General features: G+C 69.9%; 18 protein-coding genes. 3 read left to right on the forward strand and 15 right to left on the reverse strand.

Annotated features, from left to right (window positions below):
- The coding region (locus tag ABGB18_RS46105; RefSeq protein WP_347702049.1) for a hypothetical protein at positions 1-364 on the forward strand (364 nt) is incomplete at its 5' end.
- A 342-nt stretch (positions 365-706) separates the two neighbouring features.
- Here the strand turns inward: ABGB18_RS46105 and ABGB18_RS46110 are convergent.
- The 8 genes from ABGB18_RS46110 to ABGB18_RS46145 all read right to left on the reverse strand — a co-directional run bounded on the left by ABGB18_RS46110 (position 707) and on the right by ABGB18_RS46145 (position 10,209).
- Positions 707-3,406 carry a hypothetical protein gene (locus tag ABGB18_RS46110; protein ID WP_347702050.1) on the reverse strand — a complete coding sequence of 900 codons (2,700 nt, stop codon included), beginning with the start codon at positions 3,404-3,406 and terminating at the stop codon, positions 707-709.
- 8 nt (positions 3,407-3,414) lie between these two features.
- Positions 3,415-4,932 (reverse strand): hypothetical protein, encoded by a 1,518-nt coding sequence (locus tag ABGB18_RS46115; RefSeq protein WP_347702051.1) that lies wholly within the window; start codon positions 4,930-4,932, stop codon positions 3,415-3,417.
- 1 nt (position 4,933) lies between these two features.
- On the reverse strand, positions 4,934-5,443 hold the full coding sequence (locus ABGB18_RS46120) for a hypothetical protein (RefSeq protein WP_347702052.1): 510 nt from the start codon (positions 5,441-5,443) through the stop codon (positions 4,934-4,936).
- A gap of 9 nt (positions 5,444-5,452) precedes the next feature.
- Positions 5,453-6,718 (reverse strand): CHAT domain-containing protein, encoded by a 1,266-nt coding sequence (locus ABGB18_RS46125; protein ID WP_347702053.1) that lies wholly within the window; start codon positions 6,716-6,718, stop codon positions 5,453-5,455.
- A 379-nt stretch (positions 6,719-7,097) separates the two neighbouring features.
- Positions 7,098-8,522, reverse strand: coding sequence for a rifampin monooxygenase (gene rox / locus ABGB18_RS46130; protein ID WP_347702054.1), 1,425 nt, complete (start codon positions 8,520-8,522; stop codon positions 7,098-7,100).
- 172 nt (positions 8,523-8,694) lie between these two features.
- Complete coding sequence (locus ABGB18_RS46135) at positions 8,695-9,048, reverse strand: hypothetical protein (RefSeq protein ID WP_347702055.1); 354 nt, start codon at positions 9,046-9,048, stop codon at positions 8,695-8,697.
- A 116-nt stretch (positions 9,049-9,164) separates the two neighbouring features.
- Positions 9,165-9,704 carry an N-acetyltransferase family protein gene (locus ABGB18_RS46140; protein WP_347702056.1) on the reverse strand — a complete coding sequence of 180 codons (540 nt, stop codon included), beginning with the start codon at positions 9,702-9,704 and terminating at the stop codon, positions 9,165-9,167.
- Between the two features lie 106 nt (positions 9,705-9,810).
- A complete protein-coding gene (locus ABGB18_RS46145; protein ID WP_347702057.1) occupies positions 9,811-10,209 on the reverse strand; it encodes a metalloregulator ArsR/SmtB family transcription factor in 399 nt (132 codons plus the stop codon).
- 84 nt (positions 10,210-10,293) lie between these two features.
- Between ABGB18_RS46145 and ABGB18_RS46150 the strand changes: the two genes are divergently transcribed.
- The gene (locus ABGB18_RS46150) at positions 10,294-10,770 is read left to right on the forward strand and encodes an ArsI/CadI family heavy metal resistance metalloenzyme (RefSeq protein WP_347702092.1); all 477 of its coding nucleotides are present in this window, start codon (positions 10,294-10,296) and stop codon (positions 10,768-10,770) included.
- A 287-nt stretch (positions 10,771-11,057) separates the two neighbouring features.
- On the opposite strand, the gene ABGB18_RS46155 is transcribed toward ABGB18_RS46150, so the two are convergent.
- The 7 genes from ABGB18_RS46155 to ABGB18_RS46185 form a co-directional block, all read right to left on the reverse strand.
- Positions 11,058-12,704 (reverse strand): alpha/beta hydrolase, encoded by a 1,647-nt coding sequence (locus ABGB18_RS46155; RefSeq protein WP_347702058.1) that lies wholly within the window; start codon positions 12,702-12,704, stop codon positions 11,058-11,060.
- Positions 12,705-12,956: 252 nt separating this feature from the next.
- The gene (locus ABGB18_RS46160) at positions 12,957-14,318 is read right to left on the reverse strand and encodes a lanthionine synthetase C family protein (RefSeq protein ID WP_347702059.1); all 1,362 of its coding nucleotides are present in this window, start codon (positions 14,316-14,318) and stop codon (positions 12,957-12,959) included.
- The gene (locus ABGB18_RS46165; RefSeq protein ID WP_347702060.1) at positions 14,290-15,501 is read right to left on the reverse strand and encodes a cupin domain-containing protein; all 1,212 of its coding nucleotides are present in this window, start codon (positions 15,499-15,501) and stop codon (positions 14,290-14,292) included. Before ABGB18_RS46165 ends, ABGB18_RS46160 begins: the two co-directional genes overlap by 29 nt.
- Complete coding sequence (locus tag ABGB18_RS46170; RefSeq protein ID WP_347702061.1) at positions 15,498-16,757, reverse strand: hypothetical protein; 1,260 nt, start codon at positions 16,755-16,757, stop codon at positions 15,498-15,500. Before ABGB18_RS46170 ends, ABGB18_RS46165 begins: the two co-directional genes overlap by 4 nt.
- Positions 16,754-19,201 carry a DUF4135 domain-containing protein gene (locus tag ABGB18_RS46175; RefSeq protein WP_347702062.1) on the reverse strand — a complete coding sequence of 816 codons (2,448 nt, stop codon included), beginning with the start codon at positions 19,199-19,201 and terminating at the stop codon, positions 16,754-16,756. Before ABGB18_RS46175 ends, ABGB18_RS46170 begins: the two co-directional genes overlap by 4 nt.
- Positions 19,202-19,614: 413 nt before the next feature.
- Complete coding sequence (locus ABGB18_RS46180) at positions 19,615-20,586, reverse strand: helix-turn-helix transcriptional regulator (protein WP_347702063.1); 972 nt, start codon at positions 20,584-20,586, stop codon at positions 19,615-19,617.
- A gap of 115 nt (positions 20,587-20,701) precedes the next feature.
- Complete coding sequence (locus ABGB18_RS46185) at positions 20,702-20,983, reverse strand: hypothetical protein (protein ID WP_347702064.1); 282 nt, start codon at positions 20,981-20,983, stop codon at positions 20,702-20,704.
- A 221-nt stretch (positions 20,984-21,204) separates the two neighbouring features.
- Here ABGB18_RS46185 and ABGB18_RS46190 point away from each other — a divergent pair, with 221 nt between their 5' ends.
- A complete protein-coding gene (locus ABGB18_RS46190; protein WP_347702065.1) occupies positions 21,205-24,012 on the forward strand; it encodes a BTAD domain-containing putative transcriptional regulator in 2,808 nt (935 codons plus the stop codon).
- The last annotated feature ends 121 nt before the right edge of the window (positions 24,013-24,133 follow it).

Here is a 24,133-nt window from a genome sequence, read left to right on the forward strand (position 1 = left end):
GCCGAGAACCTCGCAGCCGAGGGCGGCGGAACATGGAAGACCTACGCTCCTGGCGATCACACACAGTGATGGAAAGCCCCGAACGGCCGGGAACTCAGATCAGTCAATCAACGGCTCCTGCCAGTTCATCGACGGCCTGGACCGCGTAACCGACCAGCGCAAACTCATCCGGCTTCGGGGCCGGATCCACGCTGCGGCTCGTGTCGCCGCCGAGGGATGCCACACCACCTACCACGCCACCGACTCAGCCCTCACCATCGGCATACAGGCCCCCGACGCCAAAGAACGCATCAACCAGCTCCGCAACGCGCTGTCCAAACTCATCACCAAACACGGCTGGACCACCAGGGACGAGCCCCGCTGAGCAGCGCCTCATTGCTTAGCGGGAATTCTCGGCCGGATATGACCAGGACCCCATTCCCAACTCTGGCCGCGCTCGCCAGGGGGCACCGGAGGGGGCATGACATCTCTATGGGGCGACGGCAGGGGCTGAAAGCACGAGGTATTGATCTACATTGTAAAGGCGCTGGGATAATACAAAGTCTCCCCGCACTTACAAGCGAACGGGCTCCGCCCGTACACCTCGACAAGGACCATCCCGCTCGGCTCTGCGTGTGCACCGCCCGCGTGCCGCTGCCCGCGCCGCAGCTCAGTCGTCCCCAAGGCACAGCTCACCGCGCTTGCGCCCCCCGGGGCGCCTGCCTTCTCAAGGGGTGGCTTCTCCGGACGGTCCGGGCGAGGCCAGTTGTGTGAGCAGCGCCGGCATGCGCCCCTGCTCGATGGGCAGGCCCGCGCGCAGGGCCGCGTATTCCGCGTCGTGCCCGTCCCGTTCCTGGAGCTCGCTCCAGCAGTGTTCGAGCTCCTCCCTGGCCTCGCGCAGCCGCTGGTGGTCGCCCGACTCGCGTGCGTCCCGGTAGCGCGCGCGGGCCTCTCGCTCATGCCTCATGAGCGCGTCCTCTTCCGACGCGGGCGCCGGCACGGTCTCGCCGAGCAGTTCGGCCAGCGCGCGCGACTTCACCGAGCGGACGACGAAGACCGCGAGGCTCGCGGGCTCGGGTTGTACGCCAGGTGGCAGGGGCTGCGTGGCCAGCGTCGCCAGGTGGTCGATCACGAGTTCGGCGAACGCGTCGGCGGCGCCGCGGGCCGTGCCGCGCAGTTCTTCGTCGACGATGCCGAAGTGGACCGACTGCAGGTGGCTCAGGGCGGAGACGAGGTGGCCGGCGGCCGGGTAGGGGTCGAGCGAGCGCAGCTCGAGACCGAGCAGCTCGTGGAACTGGGCGGCCATCGCGAAGCTTCCCCGCTGCTCCGCGTCCTCGATCCACTTTTCGATGACCATGGTGTCGGGGATGTCCACCCACATGCCTTTCGGCCGGATGCTGCTGGTCAGTCCGCGGGCCAGCCGGCGGAGGCCGGGGATCGGAGCCCGCCCGTTGAGGATCTCCTGGATGATCCAGGGGTTGCTCATGTGGCCCGTGGGCAGGTACTCCGTGACCGGGGCCGCGCCGCGCAGCAGCGGCCCGTAGTCCACCACATTCAGCATGGTGTTCAGGTGATGCTGTCCGACCTGCACCTGAAGTCTGGTCTCGGTGATTTCGATCGTCTCCGTCCCCATCTTGGTTCTACCCGGCCGGGCGGGCGGAATCGCCGCGGCCAGTCGCAGGAACCGTTCGGCGGAGTGCTGGTCTCCGTACGAGGCGCGTACCAGCGCGGCGCTGGCCGTCATGATCCGGCGCAGCTGGTTGTGCACCCGGTCGTCCACCATGGCGCGCACCATCGCGGTGTCCGCCTCGGCCAGCGGGAGGGGGCGCGGCCCCGGGTGCCGTCCCGTCAGCCGCCGGGGATCGACGCCGGGGAAGATCGTGGGGATGACCGCCAGCGATATGGCCTCCGCGTTGAACGCCTCGATCTGTCGATACAGGCCCGCGGTGGTCCAGTAGTCGATGACCGCCTCCTCGTAGCGGCCGTGCAGGCGGTTGGCCAGCCCGCGGACTCCGTGAAGGTAGCAGCGGTACCCGGCGAAGGTGGAGCGCAGCGGTTCCCTGGCCGTCAGCAGTTCCGGATAGGTCGTGGCTGCCAGGTCGAGCAGGGATAGGGCTTCGTCGGCCCACTTCAGCGCCACGTCCAGCAGCGGCGGACGCCCTTCGGCCCGTTGGAAGGGCAGCCAAAGGGTGTCGTCGACGTCGCCGAGTGCCGTCTTCTCGCTTTCGTCCGTCATCACCTCGACGAGTTGGAGGGCGGTCTTGGCGCGGATGACCCACAGATGGTCGAGCCGTGCCTTGCGCCGCTGGAGGCGCCGGCCCGCGAGCCCGCGCCGCCGCTCCAGATCGCCGATGGCCACCCGGATGCGTGCCATGACGGTGAGCGCCGTGTCCAGTTCCTCCACCCAGGCGCGCTGGAGCTGCTCGCGGCGCCGGCCGACGGAGAACAGATAGTGAGCCGCGTCGAGCCGGTCGATGGTGTGGCGGATGGGGATCTCTATCCAGCGGGCCGCGTAGGACGTGGAGAACAGGACGAGGGCGAAGCCGGAGCCGAGCAGGGCGTACACGTCGTAGTGGAAGATGCCCGCGGCCGTCACGCAGAACCAGGCGATTCCCAGCTCCGCCCCGTAGAGCCCGGAGAATCTGTCCCGGTTGAGTCTCATCCCGGCCGGGGCTTTGATGAGCGTGACCTTGGCCAGGGAGCCCCTGCCGGCCAGCAGATAGATCACCTTCACGACGAGCATGGCCAGCGCGACGCAGACGGTGCCCGCGACGGCTCCCAGTAGGCCCGGCGGCCAGGTCCGTACGAACCATGCCCCCGCCGGCCCGAGGGCGAGCAACGTCGTGCCGAGCAGCCAGATGACCGCGCCCAGCCAGATCTGGCCGCGGTGCCGGCGAGTGAGCCCGGCCGTGGTCCTGCCCACCAGTCCGAAGTGCGGGCGGATCAGCAGCACGTACATGATCAGCGCCGCGAGCCACGAGCGGCTCTCCACCCACAGGGCCGCGAGCGGCGCGGCCGGGGCCAGAATGCAGAAGGCCCTGGCGATGCCTACCTCCGCCGACGGCCAGGGCATGGCCCCGGCGACCCACCCGGCGAGCAGCGGGACCGTCCACCACGACAGATCGGCGAACGGCACGCCGCCCACCGTCGCCATCAGGGCGGCTCCGGCGAGCGCGGCCAGGCAGCCGAGAAGCCCGAGCGCCAGCCCCAGTGCCGCGGCACACGCCAGCGCAACCGGCCCGGCCTTCAGCACCGCGGCGTAGGGTTCGGCGGTCAGCAGTCCGGCCAACGCCCACCACACGAGCCGCCCCGGCCTGAAGGTGGCCACGACCGCCCCTTCGTGCCGCACGCGGAGGGACACGTTGGCGAAGACGACCGTCTTCTCGAGATATCTCGGGTACCGGCGGAACCAGATGTCGGCAGGCATGAACCCTCCTACGGGAGCTCGATCACCAGGTGGGCGGTGCCGCCGGCCAGGGCGTCGGTGAGCTCGGCCAGCCGGTCTCGGCCCACGGCCAGTACGACACCGCGCGCGCCTGGGACGTCGAGGACCACGGCGTCCTGGACCGTGACGGATGACTCCGTGCGATTGGTGGGGATGACCCGGATCGTGACGGTCGCGCCCCGGCTCAACGCGGGCGTGACCGTCAGCTGGGGCGGGCCGAGGGCCAGCACGGAACGCTCCGACAGGCGCCCGTCGGGTAGCCGTGGCCCGAGATCGCCGGCGACGATCGGCGACCTGGACGCGATCGGCCGCAGCGTGTACCGGCCGAGCAGGTGGCCCGCGGCTCCGCTCACGTCACCGCCGCTGATCACGTGGTAGGCAGGCAGGTCGCGGACGGCGGCGCCCGGTCCGGGCGACATCCGGATCGCGGCGGCGCCGAAGCCGACGCAGCCGAAGAACACCACGGTGAGCAGGACCACGAGCATCCGGCTCGTACGGGTGCGCCGGACGCGGGCAGGAGGGATCGGCCTGGTGGCCACGCTGGGTGGCGCCTCGATCCCCGGTGATGGTCGAAGAGCCGCGGGCGGGGGAGCGGGTGTCACCACCTCGTGCGGAGCCGGGGGAGGCCCCTTCGGATAGCCGAGATGGGCGACCCGGTCGGTGCTGACGCTGCCGCGCATCCACAACTGGTCCAGCGCGGTCCACTGCCTCAGTTCGGTGTCGAAGTCGGCCGGCCGGTCGAGCCCGATGGCGTCGAGCAGCAGCCAGCGGTGCACGTCGAACGCCGACCGGTAGAGCTGTCCGTACGGCTCGGCGGCCCGGATCGCCGACCGGTAGCCGATCCAGGCCACCAGCAGGCCGCCCGACGCGCAGGCAAGGGTGCCGTACCAGGGCAGGAAGAACACGCCCAGCAGCCCGCCCAGGACGGCGAACGTGCCCCCCAGGGCGCTGATCATGATCGACAGCTCGAGATCGGCGGTGGCCAGGGCGAACGCCTGCCGGAACGCCTCCGGCAGGACCGGGTAGAGGCGCGGCCAGGCGGTCGAGGAGTCGAGGAGGTACCTGTCGGCGCTGTGGTCGGCGGCCCCTCGCAGGATGTTGCCGAACGTCGTGGGCATGAGGCGGCCCTTGCTCGCCGGGTAGGAGGCCCACCGGTCGTCGTTCTCCGACAGCCACTCGAAGAACACCTGGTGCCGCCGGGTCAGCCGGCCGGCCAGCCGCTCGCCGCCCGGCAGATCGCGCCAGTCACCCTGGTAGCGCTTGATCAGGCCGGGCAGGCGCGCGGCCAGCAACTGGGCGAACAGCAGCACCAGCACGAGTGCCAGCAGGACCAGGATCACGCGCGACTCGGCGTGCATGGCCGTCCACCAGCGCAGGCACTCGGTCCAGCCGACCCCCGCGATGACCACCGAGCCGAGCGCGCCCAGGAAGATCAGCAACGGGATGAGCACCGTGGAGAACAGCCGGCGGTCGAGCGCGCCGAACAGCGCCTCGAACAGGCCGCCCATGTCAGGACGTCCCGTAGAAGGGCACGAAGTCGTGCCCCTCGGAGACGCAGAGGTAGGTCTCCGTCTGCCGGAACCTGACGAAGCCGTTGACCTCCCCGCAGACTCCGCAGCGGATGCGCAGCGGCGGTGCCAGCGGCCTGGGGCTCGCGAGCCCTTCGCCGGGGCCCAGCTCGTGCGGGTCGGCCAGCGACCTGGCCAGCTCGTCACGGACGGCCGCGGCGGGCACGACGCCGACGGGACGGTCCTGGGAATCGGTGAGAACCAGCGCGTCGGCGCCTCCGAGCAGCGCGTCCAGTACCTCTTCGAGGTCAAGGACCGCCGACAGCGGGGTGTCGGCGGGAACGGCGACCGCCGGCCCCGGCCCGGCGGACCCCACCAGGCCGGCGGTACGGCCGTCGGCGTCGATGAGCACGAACGGCACGTCCCCCGCCCCCGTGGGGACGGCTTCTCCGCTGTGGAAGCCGGCGCTCGCCAGCTCGGAGATCGGCCGCCCGGATGTCACATCTCCCATCTCCACCTCTCAGTACCAGTCGCCGACGAGAACGAAAGGAGCCCAGTAGTACGGATCGTCGAACACCGGCGACCCCGCCCCGGCACCGGCGGCCGGCGCGGCGAGCGTGATCCGTTTCTCGGTCACCCGCAGCATGCGCAGATCGGCGGCGGTCAGACCCGGTGTCCGGAGCGTGCCGGCCAGGAGCCGCCGTGCCGCGTCCGGATCGCCCGCGCGGGCCAGCAGGCGTGCCTCGTCACCGGCCAGCGCCGCCGTCGCGGCGGGCTCGCCGGCCAGCCTTCTGCGGGACTCCCGCGCGTGGGCCAGCACCTCGGCGAACGTCCGCTCGGCCAGCCGGTCCTGTGCCTGCCGCAGTGCCTCGGCCTTGGGGATGCCGCCGGCCAGGGCCGCGTAGAAGTCGCGCAGCAGGATGCTGGTCGACAACTCGTCCACTCGCCACAGCGTGACCAGTGCCGAGGAGGCGCCGGCGTAGAGCAGGGCGCGGGTCAGCCCGATGAGCTCGTCGCCGGGTCGCCTGTCGCTGATGCCCGTCTCGCAGGCGACCAGTGTCACCAGGTCGACGTCGAGGGTCATGCCGAGGATGTCCTGGGCGGTCAGGCGACCGTCGGCCAGCTCGATGCCGGACCTCATGGGTTCGGCGGGGTCGAAGGCGCCGTGCGCGCCGAAGTGCAGGATCGCGGGCGCCTCGGGGGCGGCCAGCGCCGCCCTCAGGTCCGTACGCGAGGCCGCCTCGCCCACCAGAACCCGGGCAGGCCCGAGCGTCTCCGCGATCGCGTACGCCTGCTCGCGGGCGAAGGCCAGGGGACGCTCCGAGGGTGGATCGGCGATGATCAGCGCGGTGTCGCGGCGGCGGTTGGTCCGCTTGGCCAGGCAGTACTGGAGTACGGCCGCGCTCGGCGTGACCACGACCGGGTTGCGCCGGGCGAGAGGAATGCCGCCGTCAACGGGGACGGCGTGCAGCGGCAGCAGGTGAAGCACGTCGTGCGGGACGAGATACACCAGGTCTCCCGGCCGTGCCCATCGCGTGACGGGCTCGACCAGCCGGGCGAGCCGCTCGTCGCGCAGGGCCGCGCGGAGATCCGGACGGCCCGTGCCCAGCCCCGCCCGGATCTCCCTGGCCAGCGCGCGGACCTCGGTACGCGCGAGGGGTACGCTGACCAGGTCGGCTTCGGGGGAGTCGGCGGTGACGCCGAAGACCAGGGCGCGCTCTTCACTCAGGAAGTACTCGACGAGGACGATGCGCGGCATGCCCTCCGTTCCGGTCGCTTCACGCATGAGACCTCCGGCACGGGATGTCACATTGAGCTGCCGGTCAGATTGTGACAGTGGCCGCGCCTCGACACCATGGGATTGCTTCCGTGCTCGTCCCCGTCCTCGCGAGGGCGGGGCGCTCACGCCCGTCTGGTAGAGGTCGGAGCAGCGAGGTCGCGGGCGGGCGATCAGCCGGGAGGCGTGACGAACGAGGCGATCGTGAACACCGCCCGGAGCGGCGGTTTCAGGTCCCCGCCCGTCCCGCCGGCATGGCCATTTTCCGCCATGCCGGCGGGCGGTGGCCGAGGAGAACGCCGACCGCTCCCGGCTCCTGGCCGACAGCGCCGCGGATCCGCCCGCCATCCCGCCACGTATGTGCGGGATGACCACGGCTCAGGCGAAATCAGTTGGCGGCCTTGCCGAACCAGCGGGCGAGGTGGTCGTCCAGGTCCTGCTGATCGTCGCCGATCCAGGCGACGTGGCCGTCGGGGCGTAGCAGGACGCAGGGGACGTCCAGGTCCGCAGCGGGATCCGCGAGGTGATCGACCCGATCTGACCAGCCGCCGACGGTCAGGCGTTCGGTGCGGTCCAGCAGCAGGCCGCGGCCGCGACGCAGCAGATCGTAGAGGCGGCCCTGTTTCACGTCGATGTCGCGCAGGCGGCGGCCGAGCAGGTCGGGGCCCGCGCCGAAGTCGTAGCGGAGGCCGACCGCGGTGATCTTCTCGATCAGATGGCGGTTCACCTCGTCGAAGTCCATCAGTTCGGTGAGCAGCCTGCGCACGGCCTGCGGCCCCGGGTCGGTGGACAGCAGTTCCATCTGGGCGCGGGTGTTGTCCAGCACGTCCTCGGCGACCGGATGGCGTTCGGCCTGGTAGGTGTCCAGCAGTGTTTCCGGCGCCCAGCCGCGGATCTGTGCGGCCAGTTTCCAGCCGAGGTTGAATGCGTCCTGAACGCCCAGGTTGAGGCCCTGTCCGCCGATGGGCGGATGGACGTGTGCCGCATCGCCGGCCAGCAGCACCCGCCCGACCCGATAGTGTTCGGCCAGCCGGGTGGCATCCCCGAAGCGGGACAACCAGCGCGGGGAGTGCACGCCGAAATCGGTTCCGGCGATGGCGCGCAGCTGTTGTTGGAAATCCTTGAGGGTGGGCGGTTCCGTGCGGTCGCTGACTCCCGCGGCGGGGACTACGACGCTGTAGACCCTTTCGCCGAAGGGCCTGAGCCAGAATCGCTGATGGGTGTCGCGGATTTCGGCCACCTTGGCGGTGATCTCCTCCTGCGGCACGCCCACTTCCATCTCGCCCATCAGCGTTTCGGTCCGTGAGGGCTCGCCGGGGAAGCCGACGCCGAGCAGTTTGCGCACCGTACTGCGCCCGCCGTCACAGCCGACGAGGTAGCGCGAACGCAGCCGCTCCCCATCGGCCAGTTCGACGGTCACACCCTCGTCGTCCTGCTCGAAACCGGCCACCGCGCAACCGCGCCGGACCTGCGCACCCAGCTCGATCGCATGCTCTTCGAGCAGGCGTTCGATGACCGGATGCGGGATGCCCAGCAGATAGGCGTAGGCGGAATCCAGGCCCTTGGGCGCGGGTTTGGCGATGCCGGCGAAGAATCCGCCGGCCGGACGCTGTCTTCCATGCTGGAGAACGCGATCCAGCAGTCCGCGCATCGCCATCAGCTCGATACTGCGAACATGCAGTCCGACTATGCGGACGAACGACTTGGGCTCGGTTTCCTTCTCCAGAACGAGTACCCGCACGTCGTGCAGCCGCAGTTCGGCGGCCAGCATCGCACCAGTCGGCCCGCACCCGGCAATGATCACGTCGAACATGAGGGGTGCGCGATCGGGGGTGAACTGCAGAGAGTGCATTGGTGTTGCCTTTCGGGAGTGCCTTGTTGGCGAGGCGCTCCCGGCGACACCTACGTCAATCGCCGGCCGTGACGGGGAAGGGGGAGCACCCACATCGATACAGCGTTCATGGGTCTCACCTCCTCGGGCGGTGTCACGGTCGACTGCAAGCTACAAGCCCGGGCATCACCCCGTCCAACCCTTTTCCAGCCACGTGATCAGACTCCGGACGGGCGTCCAGGTCGCCGCCGGAGCCGAGGTCCAGGACCGTCTCCCCGGGGCGCAGGTCGGCGACGGCGAGCGGGTTGCCGCAGCCGAGGCTGGCGCGCAGCGCAGCCTGCGGCGCGTCGGCACCGGTGTGGGCGGCGGCGCCGAAGCAGCCGGCGGTTGCGGTGCCGGCCTCGCGGTCCAGCAGGGTGCCGCCCTCGGCTGCCTGCCGGGCCAGACCGGAGTAGCGCTGGATGGTGGCCTCCGGGGCCGCGGAGGCGGGGCCGGCGGGCTCGCTCATCAAGCTTCTCCTCGCGGCGGCGTGCAGGCGGGCGGGGCAGGGGCCGGGCGGCCCAATATCGACGACAGACGATGAGAGGGGGATGGGAAAGGGGCTCAGCCCGGGGGAGCGGGCTTTCAGGTGACGACGCGGCTGCGGCGTTCGATCAGCACCACGTCGCGCCAGACGTCGTGGTGGCGGCCGATGCGTTCGCGGACGCCGATCACCCGGAACCCGGCATGGCCGTGCAGGCGCAGGCTGGCGACGTTCTCGGGGAAGATCCCGGACTGGATGGTCCAGATGCCGGCGGCCTCGGTCGAGGCGATGAGCGCCTGCAGCAGTGCCGATCCGACGCCTCGGCGGCGGGCCGCGGGGTGGACGTAGACCGAGTGTTCGACCACGCCGGCGTACGCGCTGCGGGCCGAAACGGCCGAGGCGGCGATCCAGCCGAGCACCCGGTCCGGCGTGCCGTCGAGGGGGCCGAGGGCGACGTGGCGGTGGCCGGGCAGCTTGGCCTCGTCGAACTGCGGCCAGGTGGGGGCGGTGGTCTCGAAGGTGGCCTGGCCTTCGTCGATGCCGAGCTGGTAGACGGTCAGCACCTGCTCGGCGTGCTCGTCGCGCATGGCCGCGATGAGCGGTCCGGGGGCGGCCGCGCCTGGGCGCGCGATGAGGCTCACCGGTTTCACCCGGCGGCGGCGGTGCGGTCGGCGATCAGCGCACGGACGCGGGTCCCGATCGCGTCCCGGACCGGCCGTAGGGCATGGAGCCCTTGCCCGGCCGGGTTCACCTGATCGGCGGGCATGGAACCGGCCGAGGCAGCGTGTCGGGCAGGGCGAGCACGCCGGTCAGGCGCTTGAGCGTGGCCGGGATGATCCAGTAGTAGACCCAGGTCCCGCGCCGTTCGCTGTCGATCAGCCCGGCCTCCCGCAGCACCTTGAGATGGTGGGAGATCGTTGGGGCGGTGACGGTGAAGGCGACGGTCAGCTCGCACACGCACACCCCGTCGCCGGCCTGGCGGCCGTTCTCCTGCGCGCCGATCAGGGACAGCAGCCGCAACCGGATGGGATCGCCGAGGGCCTTGAACGCGCGGGCCGTCTCGGTGGTCTCGTCTTCGGCGATCGGTTCAGCGATCAGCGGCGTGCAGCACTCGGCGGCGAGCACCGGCAGCTCCTGCTTCGACATGACCTTAATTTCACAGAATTCTAAGCAGGAGCGCAAACTCGATCCTGCTTAGACATTAATCGAAACAATGCGATGGGGATCGTCATGTCGCGCGTCCAGCTCGCCCTCCGCGTCGCCGACCTGGAGGGATCGATCGCCTTCTATTCCAAGCTGTTCGGCGCCGAACCGGCCAAGCGGCGGCCCGGGTACGCCAACTTCGCCATCGCCGAGCCGCCACTCAAGCTGGTGCTCATCGAGGGCGAGGAAGGCCAGGACACCCGCATGGACCACCTGGGCGTCGAGGTCGACGACACCGCGCAGGTCGATGCCGCGACCCAGCGGCTCAAGGACGCCGGCCTGGCCACCGCCCCCGCCGCCCCCGGTACGCCGATCCCCGAGATCGCCGGACCCCGCAAGGAGACCATGGCCGAGGCGGCCCAGCTTCTCGGCGCCCGCCGGGGCGTCAAGGTCGTCGGCGTCGACGGCGCCGGCACCGCCACGAACGGCACGGTGACGCTGACGGCGAGGTCAGGGAGCGACCCCACCAAGGTGGCGACCGCGACCCGCACGCTCCGCCGCTGAGCGGCGAGGCGGCGCGGACGCCGCCGTACCCGCAGGCGCCGCCCGGGATTCCGGGCGGCGCTCGTGCCATTCAGCTGTGAGGCAATCTTGTGAGGCGTCTCGTGCATATGGACGCGAGCGGACGCAGCGACTTTTTCGCACGCAGGCTCGGCAAGACCTTCGTGGCCGACCTGCTCCTGGGCGTCGGTCGCCGAGGCTGCGACGAGCAGCGCCGAACCAGGCATCCGCAGGGTTGGATCGGTGTCGCCGGCGAAGGACGCCCGCGCCGGATATCCACGCGGAAGCGCCTAGCTGGTGCGGTTGGCCACCGCCGGTGTGGCGAACGGGACCGTGTCGGGCTTGCATGCGGCTCCCTCGGCGGGCAGCGTACCGTCCGTCAGATAACGGGAGGCCGCCTCCACCACGCAGGTGGACTGCTGAGCGGCCACGTGCCCCCACCCCTCGCTGACCAGGAGGCGGCTGTTCTGCAGCATCCCATGCACGCGCCGCGCCGACCAGAGCGGGGTCGCCGGGTCGAACCTGCTGTTCACGATGAGCACGGGTTCGTCGGTGCGGGCGGTCCACGGACCCTTGTATCTGATCTTGTTCGCACTCCGCCATGGCACGCATGGGCTCGTCTCGTAGACCCGCAGCGTGCCGAACGGGCCGGCACGCCCGTCGCGCTCGGCCGCGAGCCGAGTCAGGGCCCCGACGGTCCCGGGACCGTCCGTTTCCGCACAGGTCACCGTGTGGTAGGCGGGCATGATCGGCGAGGTGTACGGCGGGATGCCGATCCCGGCCTGCTGAAACGTGACGATCTCGGTCGCGAGGGCGGCGGCCGCCTCGCCAGAGGGATCCTTGATCGCCTTGCCGACCTCCTTCAGGAACGGCGCGCCGCCGCCCTGGACGTTCCAGAACACCGGCTGGTACAGCCACTGCCCGGTCCACGTGACCACGTAGGAGTAGGTGAGCGGGACCGCCTTGCCATCGCTGCCCTTGAGCAGCACCGGTCCCTTGCGCAGTACGTCCAGGATGTGCGCGAACGCCGCCGCCGGGTCGCCGTCGCCGAACGCGCAACGTTCGCCACCCGCCTTGCAGAGCCGGAAGAACTCCTCCAGCGTCTGCCTACTGGCGATGTCACTGCCGATGCGGCTTGACGGCGTGGTGCCCGGCTCGCCCGCGTCGCGCCGCTCGGGGTCGACGATGCTGTCGAAGACGAACCGGCCGGTCCTGCTCGTGAACATGTTTGCGTAGATCATGCCGAGGTAGGTGCCGTATGACTGGCCCAAGTAGTTCAGCCGCTCCTCGCCCAGGGCCGCGCGCAGCACGTCAAGGTCGCGTGCCATCGCGACGCTGGTGAGGTGATCGAGCAACGTGCCGCTCCGCTCACGGCACAGGCTCGCGTATCTGGCGTCCGCCCCAGCCCGCTTACGCCGCTCCGGCACGGTCACCGGCACGTTCGACACGCCACGGGCGAGCGCCGCCGCCTCGGCCGCGTCCCCGAAGCATCCAACGGCCGGCCTGCTGTGCCCGATGCCGCGCGGATCAACGCCAACGATGTCGTATCTGGCCAGCACGTCGGCGGTCACCGGACTGGGTAGCGTACCTCCCGCGATGCCACTCAGGTAGTCGACGGCCGAGTAGCCAGGGCCGCCGCGGTTCACCACCAGGGAACCCAGCCGCCTGGCCGGATCCTTGGCAGGGATCCTGGCCAGGGCCAGTGTCACCGACCGGCCGTGCGGGCGAGCGTAGTCGAGCGGCACGGGCACACTGGCGCACTGCAACTGCGGCACATCAGCGCACGCCTTCCACTTCAGCTCCGGCACCCGAACCCCGGCCACCCCACCGGCAGCGGCCCGGACCGGCAGCGGCCCAGCGTCGGCCGCACCCGGCGGCGCTGCACACACGACCATCGCCAGTAATCCCAGCAGTGCTCCGGAAACAAGCCATCGCATGATCAGCTCTCCTCGATCGGTGGGGCGGGCGCGACCCACGGCGCCCGCGGCTGATCCTTCCGGAGAGCAAGGACACAGCGGCAGTAGCCGATGTCATCAACGCAGATGACATCTGTCATACGATCCCGTAAGACTCGTCGCGCCTGGGAGAGCTCTCGGCGCTGTGCACGCCCACCGAGGCGAAGGACGCGTGCGGACACCAGCCGGATGTGCCGGCTCGCCCTATTCGGAACGCCCTGTTCGGGTGCGCTGTCAGTTCACCAGCAGGGCGTTGTCCCACGCCGTCGCCGGCACGTTCCTCGTGGCGTAGGTGTGGAGGGCGAGGGCGATGCCCGCGGCTCCTTCCAGGAAGCCAGGGCGGTCCAGATCGCGTGCCGCAAGCGAGTGGCGATACCGGAAACCGAACGGCGCCTCGGGGTCGAACCCGTCCACCACCCGCACCGCCAGCCTGTCGGCGATGACGTGGTAGTTCGAGTCGGCGCTGTCGTGTGCCATACGCAGCGCGATCTGTAGCAGACCCGCCCAGCCGTGACACAGCGCGGAGTCATGGATCAGCTCGTCGCTTGCCGCGGTCAGCGCACCATGAAGGGCGGCATGCGCGTCGGCGCGCCAGTCCGCACGGTCCAGCGCGGCGCCGGCCAGGTACACGGCACGTGCCGCACCCGCCGCGCCGTAGCACCACGAGTCCCGCCCGCGCTCGGGCGGTTCCCCGTTCTCGAAATGTGTCAGCGTGATCAGGTGCGGCCAGCGCGGGCCGGCCTCGTCGGTCGTACGCCATCGGGACAGCAGCGCCATGATCCGCTCGATGGCCTCGTCCTGACGGTCCACCCGGAACCCTGCCCGCCAGGCGACGGAGAGGAGCGCGAGCGGCCCGCAGACACCGTGTGCGAGACCGAGGTTGACATGCTCGACCAGCCCGTACTCCAGCCCATCGGTGACCCACCACGCGGGCAGCCGGGTGCCGTGGCACCCGATGTCGTCCGCGGTCGCCGCGGCGACCAGCGACTCCAGCACATCGGTCAGCGCGAGACCCGCTGCCTGCCGCACCGCCCGCTCGGTCGCCGACTCGTACCGGGCCAGCAGGTAACGACCGATTCCGGCGGTGCCGCCGAGGACGTCGTAGCGGTCCCACGCGCCGACCGGCTCTCCAGCAACCATCCGCTCCCGGTCGGCTCGCGCGCGTTGTCGCACCTGGTCGGTGATGTGCCGGTCCAGTCCTGCCAGCATTGTGGCGTAGCCGCCGAATCCGGTGGCCGCGGTGTGCCCGGCGTACGCGAGCGCCACCATGCCACCGAACAGGGACTGCGGCAGCAGCCGGAGCCCACTGCCGAGCGCCGCGGACAGGTGAGCGTGCGCCCGGCCACGCAGTTCCGGCGCCTCGGCGGCCAACTCCGCGAACAGCAAGGCGACTCCGGGGTGACCGTCGGAAAGCAGCAGCGGATCCCACACCGGTTGGCGGTTGCCCGGATAGCGCATGAGGTTGTCCGGCGCGCCCGCGATCTCGGCCACCCGGTCCGGCTCCGCCAGCCGGTCCGCGATCTCGGCGACGATCCTGGCGGCCGCCTGACGGTGGGCCGGTGTCCGGTCAGTCGGTGTCGTCGCGGGTGACCGCACGGAAGCTCTCCAATTCCTGCAACAGGTGGCGTACCTGCTCGCGCTGGGACACGGGCAGTTCACCGACGCGTACCACCTCGCCGGCGTTCAGCCGGTCCAGCACCGCGAGGGCTTCAGCGGTGGTCGTGCCGGAGGAGACGTTGCCGTTGGCGGCGTACCTACGGGCGCCGTCGCCGGGTGCGGCCAGCAGGGGAGCGCATCCGCGTACCGGAGTGTCGTCGTCAAGCGGGCGAAGCTCGGCGGGCGGCTGGGTCGGCCAGAACCCACCCGCCGTTCTGACCCGCAGGGCCAGACTGGTGGCCCGATCGGCGAACCGGGCCTGGCTCAGATGTTCCGTGAAGGCGTCCACAGCGTGGGCGAGGGCCGCGGGCAGTTCACCGGCCAGCCGCCCGCCCGGACCGGCGTCCGGGGTGAACAACGGGGCTGACGCCGCCGGCTCGGTGCCCCGGAACAGATCCTTGATCTCGTAGTACGGCCGGTGCTCGCGGCGGGGAACGCCCACGTTGACACTCGTTGCCGGTGCGTCGCCGGCGCTCTCCCCGACGTGGTAGTACCGCGACGGCCAGTACAGCAGGTCTCCCGGCTCGACCTCGACGACGAAGGAGGAGGCCAGGTACGGCTGGTAGTCCAGCACCGTGTGCACCGGATCCGACCACGGACGCTCGGCCCAGAACCGCATCCGCTTGGTGCCACGTACGCAGAACATGAAGGTGGCGAAGCGATCCTGGTGCACGCCGACCGGGCTGTGCTCGTAGGAGCCGTGGAACATCGTGGAGCCCGCGGTGTGTGTCGGCTGCCCGACCCGCTCCCAGAGACCGGAATAGAACCGCTGCGCGCGTGTCCACAGGGGATGGCAGAACGCGTGAAACCGGTGCACCACGAGGGCGTAACGCTGTCCGTGCAACCGGTCGGCCATGCGTCGCTCGTAGCCGTCGAACGAACGGTCCGACAGCTCCGGCAGGTAGTCGTGTGGCCGCGTCTGCTGCCGCCGTTGCACGAGAAACTGCATATTTCCTGGCATGGCGAGCGGATGCGGCGGCCGGCTGCCGAGCACAGCGGTCTCGAACACCTCCGCCTCGGCGAACGGCACGCCGTCGATGTTCTTGTACAACACGGGTTTCTGGTCCCAGAACCGGTCGACGAAGGTGTCCCAGTCGAATGACTTCTCGATTGTCAGCGTCATCGCGCAGGCACCTCGACCACATCGATGCCGCGCAGCCGGTAAAGCTTGTCCAGTAACGCGAGCACACTGTTGTCATCGCCGACGCCGGCGGCGCGGCACACCTCGGCGACGCTGGTCTCCTCGCCGTCGAGAAGTGCGGCGAACACCCGGTCGCCAGCGGCTCTGGGCAGGGTGAAAACGTTCCCGTTGACCGCCCACACCTCGTGCTCGGGCCCGTCAGGCATCCGGACGATCTCGCTCGACCGGCGAACCCGGGTCTGCCGCGACATCGCGATGCCCTCGCGTGGCTCCGGAATCGGTTCGAGACCGGCCGCGGAACGCAACGCAGCCCAGCGGACTCGCAGCATCCTGCGTAGTTGCTCGCCGTCCACGACCGCACGCAGTTCGTCGCCGAGCGCGGTCAGGCGGGGCAGCACCCCGCCCTGCTCGTCGACTCGGGATCCGGGACCGAACGGGAAGTACGGCACGGCCTCGCTGTTGCCCTGCCGGCTGTGCACCAGGTCGGCGAGCAGATCCCGCAACGCGGTGAACGGCAGCCGCCGGTCGACCGGAATCCACAGGCGCAGCGCCACGCACCGCTCGCGGTAGGCGGCCACGTGCCGCCGGTCGCCCGGCCAGTACAGCAGCTCTCCGGCCTCGGCACTCATGGTTCGCACACCGTCCAGGTCCCGGTCCGGGTCGGCGATCGCGGCCGGTGGGGGACCACTGCGCTCGTTCCACAGCCGTACGTCCATCCGCCCCTGCAGCACCCACGTCAGCGCCGCGTGAGTCGGCGCCCCTGCCTCGCCGGCGTGCTGGGTGAACCGGTCGCCGATCAGCACCTCGGTGACCACCGGGAGGTTCGGCCAGCCGACCGCCCGCCACAGCCCGCAGATCGCGGCACGCACGGCGGACCACAGCGCGAAGTCCAGGAGCAATGGCTGCCGCACGATGAGCAGGTAGCCCTGCTCGGACGCGTCGGCGTCCAGCCGATCGAGGTAATCGTCCAGGGTCCGGTCGGTGGTGTCCGGCAGCCGTGTGCCCGGCGCGCGTAGCCAGCCGTCGCCGACCAGGATCCGGACGTCGGGCATCACCCCGAACCGGGTGCCGGCGCGGAACGGGGCGCATGCCTGAACGGTCAGGGCGTGGAGCTGGTCGAGGCCGACCGGTGGCCGGGCGCGCAGCCGGGTGGGCTGCCTGTCCCAGTGCTGCCGCCCGAACAGCGCCCAGTCGAGGTCGCCAGGTGCCTGTCGCGCCTCGTGGATCAGTGTGGTCATGATGCTTCCTTCCCCGTCAGGGGGAACCGCTGCCGAACTCGGTCTGTGTAGTCCGCCAGTGGCTCCATGCCCAGGGCGGCACGCCGGCGGTCCACGTCGTCCGGCTCCTCGATCGGGCACGGCACCAGCTTCCCGGACACGGGCTCGAACTTCGTGCCGTACACCTGGGGGAGCCCGTCGGCGAGACGCAACTCGTCGGTCAGGTACGCGACCTCACGCCACGGGAGATCACCGTCCGCCGCCGCCTGCCGCATCAGCTCAAGGCAATGTCGACGAAAGTCCAGGTGCTCTCTCGCGTGCTGTACGAGGCGACTCGCCGCGGCGGCCGCCGCGGCACCGACCATCGTGTGACCCGGCCACCCATGGTCGGCCACGACCTTCGACAGCCATGCGATGCCGGCGTCGGTCAGGGTCCGCAGGCGGCGCTCGGCGGCACCGTCGAGCATGCCGCCAGCCGCCCACGGCATCCGGATGGCACCGTCGAGCCGGTCCAGGCGCAGCAGCCGGCGCCGGATCTCCCCGGCGGGCGCCGGCTCGACCGGGACCTCCGGCGCGTCCACCGCGTCGATGCGCAGCCGTACCTTCTCCCGGTTCCAGACATAGGTGACCCGCCTGCCCACCTCCGGCCAGTCGAAGCCGACCTGGCCCTCGGCGGGACTCTCCAGGTGCAGCCGCACACCCAGGGACTCGTCCGTGACGACGTGCTCCGTCACATCGTCGAACACGTGCTCCACCGCGTCTCGAAGTGCCACTCCGAGACCGGCGAGTTCGAGGTTCGCGCCATCGAGCAGCTCCGGCAGCGGGGGCCAGCCGCTCTCGGGCACGGGCCGGGCCGCGACCGGGGCCGTCTCGAACGGCTGCGGCGGCGGCTCGACCCGCAGCACCGGCCCGCCATCCAGCGAACGAACGAAGTAGGGCACGTCCATGCGTCGAAGCTGGTCGAGTTCCGCCCGGTCGAAGTGGACGTCCGGCTCGGTGGGAACCGGTGCGGCGCCGCCGCCGGACAGCCATCGTGGCACCAGCGCGTCGAAGTACCGGAACGTGGGCTGCCGCAGCACCCGGACGTAGTGCCCGGTGGTGGCGGTCGACAGGAATCGCCGAATCGCCGGCCGCTGCCGGCACATCAGGGTCCAGGCGTCGAACATCCCGCGCAGCATCGCCGGCAGGTAGTGACCGTAGCCGGCCCGTCCTTCGGTGTCCGCGACGACGGTCCTGGTCTCATCCCTGGTGTAGGAGGACCGGCGGCGGTGCAGGCGTAGCACTCCCGACGGCTCCGCACGCCAGCACACCGGTGGGCCCTCGGCGCTGCACCACCGCGGGGTGCTCTCCAGGCCGACGTGGTGCTGGTCGATCTCGGCGGTTCGGTCGTGCAGCAAACCCGTGTCGTAGAGCCGGCGAACCGGGGAGAAGTAGATCTCCAGATCGATCGGGTACAGCAGCGGTTCAGGCTCGCCGGGCCTGCTCCCGGTCACCACGTTGCCGCCGATCATGTCGGTGATCCCGAAGGCGAACATCGCGGCGGCCAGTGAGCCGGTCCGGTGCCAGAACCGCGCCGCCTCCCTCGGGGTCAGCCGGGTGCCGGTCAGCCGCCACGGGCCTGACGTGCGGATCGGTGCCCACTGCGCGGGCGGCTCGATCCATTCCTGCCACAGGTAACCCCGGCCCGCACCGGACCAGCACGAAAGCACCGGCAGCCGGACCTCACCAGACGCCGCGGGTGAGTTGTTGAGCAGTTCGAACACCGACGCCGGCGGGCCGTCTCCTGCGCACGCGGTGAACAGCAGCTCGCCGGACGCGGGCCGCGGCTTGTACGCGACCCGGCCACCGCCGGCGCAGTCCAGCCGCAACACCCGTTGCCGGCCGTTGTGGGTTTCCTCGCCATGTGTCCACAACCCGACGACCGGTCCCTGAAACGCCGGGTCCTCGGGCCAGCAGGCGCTCATGTCCCGCAGCAACCGATCAAGGAAGAGCGTCAGGAACGCCTCGCTGCGCGCCGCCCATTCCGCCACCCGGTCCCGGGCGTAGTGCGCTCGTCCGGTCGCGCACGCCACGAATGCCTCAGACACCATCGGCCCGAAGATATCGGCGTTGGCAATGTCCAGCACGCCGGGGGCGATGACCGTCGAATATCGCCGTGCGGCGGAAACACACCAGTCGTCGAACCGATCCAGCAACGCCAGCAGGGGAGTGAACCGCTGGTCCTCGAGCGCGTGCGCGAGCATTCGCGCGTCCGCGGCGCCACCGAGCAGCCGGTCGACCGCGACCGTCCCTTCCGGGCCGGCCGTGATGACAGGTGGGAACAGCCCACCCGCCGTGCCCTCGCGGACCGCGGCGATCATTCGCCGCGCAACCGGCGGAAGCGCGGGGGAGACGTCCTGATCGGCGCCGCCGGCCGGGGTGCACATCTCCCAGAGCGGCTCGGCGTCCGCTGACGCATCCGGCAAAGGTCCTCCCAACTCGTTGCTGCGGGACGTAGGGCCCATCCGGGTGGTGCCGCCGTCAGCGGCACCACCCGGCACGCATCAGCAGCAGTAGTTGCCTGCGCATGTACCACAGGCGGTACCGCTACCCGAGTTCGTCGGTGACGCGAGCGGTGGAATCTCGTGTTCCAGATCGCCTATCACCAGATCGAATAGTTCATCGGCGCTCTGGTCCGACCCGACCCGACCCTTCACCTCGACAGCCTGCATGAATACCCTCCTCCCGCACTGAGTGATAAATCCGAAATTTAGTACAACTATGTAAAATTACCTCGTCAAGCGATAGCGATTCTCGGTCAAGGAGGCTGCGATTCTCGGTTAAGAGGTCGCGATTGCGGGCGACCCTGGCTCGGGCCGACGAGGAAGGGGACCGACCGTCAGTTCGGCAACGCGTGCCGTCTGAACGCGCTGGCCGAGACGCCGTAGACGCGACGGAAGGCCCTGCTGAAGTCCGAGGGATGGGAGAAGCCCCACCCGGCGGCGATCGCGTGGATGGGGACATGACGCAACGCCGGATCGGCCAGGTCGTGGCGGGCACGTTCCAGTCGTTGCGCCTTGATCCATGCGGTCACCCTCAGTCCCTCTTCCTGGAACAGCCGATGGAGGTAACTGGTGGAGATGTGGTGCGCCGCGGCCAGCGCCGGAGGCGTCAGATCCGGCTCACGCAGGTGCCGCTGAATGAACCCCTGAATACGCAGAGTGAGAGCGCGCCTGTGGGACCGGCTGGTCGCTTTCACCCCGTCCTCCTCCAGAGCGCGCAGAAGCAGCGCGGAGGTCAGGCTCGCGAGCGTCATGCCAAGTCGAGGGCCATCGGTGGGCCGCAGGTGGTGCATGGTCTGGTTGATGTTGGTGACCAAGTCGGTGAGCAGGCCACCGATGCCCTCGATGGCGGAGAGGGGGCGGCCCAGCAGTCCGTCCAGGCGTTCGGCCGGCAGATTCAGCAGGCACTTGGGGATGGCGATGCAGGTGGCCCGGAAGGCGGGCCCGTCATCCGGAGGCCACACGTCACAGGCGACCATGCGGGTGAGGTCGTGGACAAGCAGGTCTCCGACGCCCGAGCTGGTACGTCGGTGCTCCCAGACGACGTCCACCCGGCCGGCCAGCGGAATCAGGATGTGGAAGGCGTCTCCGGGCCGCGCGCCGGTGTCGTGGCGACGACCTGGCCGCGAGGCCCGCCAGATACGCGTCGGGGCGATGGCCTTGGTCGTCAGTCGCAGCCCACCGAGTGCTGTCTCCCGCTGCTCCAGGAGCAGGGGTCGCCTGTCGGTCTCCGTCAGCGGGCCAGAGTCATGGCCCCGGGCACGGTATCCGGAAGGAAGTTTGAGGGACACGAGTGTGTCCTCGGTCATCTTTTCTCCAGCAGTAAGGCGGACATTCTCCACAACCCCGGTGTCGTCCGACGAACGGCCAGGCGGATCGCCGCGTTTCCCGCCGGGTTCGATCTCCGTATCGGCCCCCCGGTAATCAGCGTACTGATAACGTCAGTCCGGAGATCACAACAGCCGCAACGAACGCGGCTTCGCCGGCCATGAGTTTCATGAAATTCCTTTTCTCCCTGCTGAACTTCTGCGCCTCGCGGAAGCCTGTTCCCCGGAGCGGGCGTCCCGATGCCGGAGAACGCGCCACCGCCACCGCCACAGCGATGGTCGCCGGCGAGCGTCTCCACATGCGCTCAATCCACCTCTCGTCATTACGGCGCGCGACGTCGCTCACTGTGGTCAGGTACATGCTCTTCGTGATCGCCATGGGGATCGAGCGCCACGCGCCCGGAATTAGAAGACGCGGAATTCCGGCAGAGCGGGCTTGGCATGCTCATTCATACAGGAATTGCCGGTCGGCCAATGATGTGGGCTCCTACGAAGCTTCGCGTTGAGCGTCGCATACGGGTGTTAGTGTTGGCGTATGACAAGGTGTATGAGGCGTGGGTCAAGAGGACTGGTCTAACGGTCACCGTGAAAGATATATCCATGGCCGAGATGGCCTTCGGTGTGCTCGGCCGAATCGAGGTCACGGCGCCGGTGCAGGGCGGTCCGCTCGACATCGGCCCGCGCAAGCAGCGGATGCTTCTCGGGCTGTTACTCTGCTCGGCGAATCGACCGGTTCCCTCATCCCGCCTCATCGAGGCGCTGTGGTGGGACGGTGAGGCTCCATCGTCGTCGAGGGTCAACGTCCGGGTCTGCGTGCACAACTTGCGGCGCGCGTTCGGAGCGGAGCGGCTCACGTCGAGCCGGCACGGATACCTGCTCGCCGTACGCCCCGGCGAGTTGGACTCTGAGCGCTTCGAGGACCTCGTGACGCAAGGTCGCCGGGTGATGGAGGAGAGAGGCGTCGCCAGAGCGAGCTCATTGCTCCGTCAGGCGCTCGACCTGTGGCGAGGCCCCGCATTCGAGGGCCTGACCGACTGCCCGCCGCTTGGCCAGGAGGCGGCCAGGCTGGAGGAGCTGCGGCTGGGGGCGCTACACGACCGGCTGGCCGCCGATCTCGCTCTCGGCAGGCACGCCGGCGTCATCGCGGAGCTGCATGCGCTCGCCGCCGATCATCCGACACGGGAGCGGTTCTCGGCGCAGCTCATGATCGCGCTGTACCGGTCCGGGCGGCAGGCCGAAGCCCTGCGGGCCTTCCAGCGGACCCGGCAGGCCCTCGTGGACGAGCTCGGGATCGAGCCGAGTCCGGAACTGCGCGACCTGCACCAGGTCATGTTGCGCGGCGACTCGATTCCGGAACGGGGCGAGCCGGCGGTGAGGGCGGTGCGTCCCGCCGTGCCGGCGGAGCTTCCGGCTGACCTGGATGCGTTCACGGGCCGCTCGGCAGAGGTCGCGCGGTTGCGCGCTGTCCTGACGGACGCCGGCCGCCGCTTCGCCGCCATCTCCGGGGTGGGTGGGAGCGGCAAGTCCGCGCTCGCCGTCCACGTCGCTCATCAGGTCGTGGACTGGTACGGCGACGGCCAGCTCTACATCGATCTGAACGGCTCCACTCCCGGGGTCAAACCACTCGAACCGATCGAAGCGCTCAGCAGGATGTTGCGATCCCTCGGTGTCGAGAGCTCAGCCATACCGACCGACACCGACGAGGCGGCGGGGCGGCTCCGCACGGTCACCGGCCAGAAGCGGATCTTGTTCCTGCTGGACAACGCCGTCGACGCCGCGCAGGTACGACCGCTGCTGCCCGCGAGCCCGACCTGCGGGGTGCTGGTCACCAGCAGGAAAATGCTCACCACCATGGACGGCGTCGTCCACGAGCGGCTGGACGTGCTCCCGGAAGACGACGCGCACGCATTGCTGGGCCGCCTGATCGGCTCCGCGCGGGCGGCCGCCGAACCCGAGGCGGCGGCCGAGGTCGTACGCCGGTGCGGCTGCCTGCCCCTGGCCATCCGCATCGCCGCCGCGCGCCTGATCGGCCGCCCCGCCTGGGAGGTACGGACGCTGGCTGACCGGCTCGCCGCCGAGGAAAACCGCCTGTCGGAGCTGGAGGTCGACGATCGCGCGGTCCGTGCCAGCTTCATGCCGAGCTACCGGGACCTGGACCACTTATCGTCCCGCATGTTCCGTTTAACGGGCCTGCTGGACACCACCGACATAGGGGTGGGCGCCGCCGCCGCTCTCGCCGGCGTCTCGGTGGATCACGCCGAGACCCTCCTCGACCGGCTTACCGACGCCGAGCTGGCCGGAACCCGCATTTCCGGCCGGTACGTCATGCACGACCTGCTCCGGCTCTTCGGCCGTGAGCGCGTGCTGGAGGAGGAGCCCGAGCAGGAGAGCCGGCAGGCCGTGGAGCGCGTCCTGCACTGGTACCTCGCCACCGCCCGGTCGGCCACCCGGGTGGTCGCTGCGCGAAGGCAGCAGTTGATCGACATCGGTACCGACCCGGGCCTGCCCGGAATGGCCCTGGAGAGCACGGACGACGTCTACGCCTGGATAGACGCCGAGGCGCACAATCTGCCCGCGATCGTAGCCCAGGCGGGCAGCGCCTCCCCCGAACTGGCGGTCGCGCTGGCCGCCGCGATCTACGGGCCGCTCTACGTACGTGGCCGCTGGAGGGAGCAGTTCGTCGTCGGTCAAATCGCCGTCGAATCGGCCGACCGTACGGACGACCTTCGCTGGCGGGCGATCGCCTACGGCGACCTGGGCGGCACGCATACCCGATTCGGCAACATCGCAGAGGGCATCACCTATTTGAAGACCGCTCTGGCCGCCTATCAGAAGATCGGCGACCTGCGGGGCGAGTCGGCGCAGCTCAACCTCCTGGCTATCGCTCACCGCCAGTCGGGGCAATTCGACGAGTCCATCAGCTTGTTCCAGCAAACCCTCGAAATCGACCGTCGGCAGGGTAACCGGCTCATCGAGGGGATCACGCTCACCAACCTCGGCAACACTTACCAGAAGGCCGGTCACCTCGGCGAGGCCATCGATGCGCACACAGAATCGCTGGCCATCGCGGAAGAGGTGGGCAACGCGACCGGGATAGCGGTCGCCGTGGGCCATCTCGCCGAGATCGACTGTATGACACGGGCACCCGAAGCCGCGGTGAAGCGCTACCTTGAGGCGCTGGATGCCGACCGCGTGGCGAACATGCTCGAAACACCTCTCGAAGCCGAACACTGGTGGGGACTCGGCCGGGCCTACGACGACCTGGGCGACCGGGACCGGGCCAGGGAATGCCGCGGCAGATGCGTCGCCATCCTCGACCGGCTCGGCCTGATCAGCATGGGCGAGCGGCGGATCATCGAGACCAGCGACAACCCGGACACGCCGGAAATCATCCGCAGGAACATGTAGGCGTTGTGCGGTGTCGCACACGCTGAAAACCAAACCCATGCATTTCAAGCGGCATGTAAGTATTCGTGAAGGACTCCGCCGAGGCGATCACGTCGGATGACAGGGATATCGGCCTCGGCGG

It is taken from the genome of Nonomuraea sp. B12E4 (assembly GCF_039871825.1).
GTDB lineage: Bacteria > Actinomycetota > Actinomycetes > Streptosporangiales > Streptosporangiaceae > Nonomuraea.

Bases quoted from the DNA above. Each gene is read 5' to 3' on its own strand.
- ABGB18_RS46145 (WP_347702057.1), bottom strand. From the start codon at position 10,209: ATGTCGAAGCAGGAGCTGCCGGTGCTCGCCGCCGAGTGCTGCACGCCG.
- ABGB18_RS46165 (WP_347702060.1), bottom strand. From the start codon at position 15,501: ATGACGCTGACAATCGAGAAGTCATTCGACTGGGACACCTTCGTCGAC.
- ABGB18_RS46120 (WP_347702052.1), bottom strand. From the start codon at position 5,443: ATGGGAGATGTGACATCCGGGCGGCCGATCTCCGAGCTGGCGAGCGCC.
- ABGB18_RS46110 (WP_347702050.1), bottom strand. From the start codon at position 3,406: ATGCCTGCCGACATCTGGTTCCGCCGGTACCCGAGATATCTCGAGAAG.
- ABGB18_RS46190 (WP_347702065.1), top strand. From the start codon at position 21,205: ATGGCCGAGATGGCCTTCGGTGTGCTCGGCCGAATCGAGGTCACGGCG.
- ABGB18_RS46185 (WP_347702064.1), bottom strand. From the start codon at position 20,983: ATGGCGATCACGAAGAGCATGTACCTGACCACAGTGAGCGACGTCGCG.
- ABGB18_RS46150 (WP_347702092.1), top strand. From the start codon at position 10,294: ATGTCGCGCGTCCAGCTCGCCCTCCGCGTCGCCGACCTGGAGGGATCG.
- ABGB18_RS46115 (WP_347702051.1), bottom strand. From the start codon at position 4,932: ATGGGCGGCCTGTTCGAGGCGCTGTTCGGCGCGCTCGACCGCCGGCTG.
- ABGB18_RS46125 (WP_347702053.1), bottom strand. From the start codon at position 6,718: ATGCGTGAAGCGACCGGAACGGAGGGCATGCCGCGCATCGTCCTCGTC.
- rox (WP_347702054.1), bottom strand. From the start codon at position 8,522: ATGTTCGACGTGATCATTGCCGGGTGCGGGCCGACTGGTGCGATGCTG.
- ABGB18_RS46135 (WP_347702055.1), bottom strand. From the start codon at position 9,048: ATGAGCGAGCCCGCCGGCCCCGCCTCCGCGGCCCCGGAGGCCACCATC.
- ABGB18_RS46180 (WP_347702063.1), bottom strand. From the start codon at position 20,586: ATGACCGAGGACACACTCGTGTCCCTCAAACTTCCTTCCGGATACCGT.
- ABGB18_RS46170 (WP_347702061.1), bottom strand. From the start codon at position 16,757: ATGACCACACTGATCCACGAGGCGCGACAGGCACCTGGCGACCTCGAC.
- ABGB18_RS46155 (WP_347702058.1), bottom strand. From the start codon at position 12,704: ATGCGATGGCTTGTTTCCGGAGCACTGCTGGGATTACTGGCGATGGTC.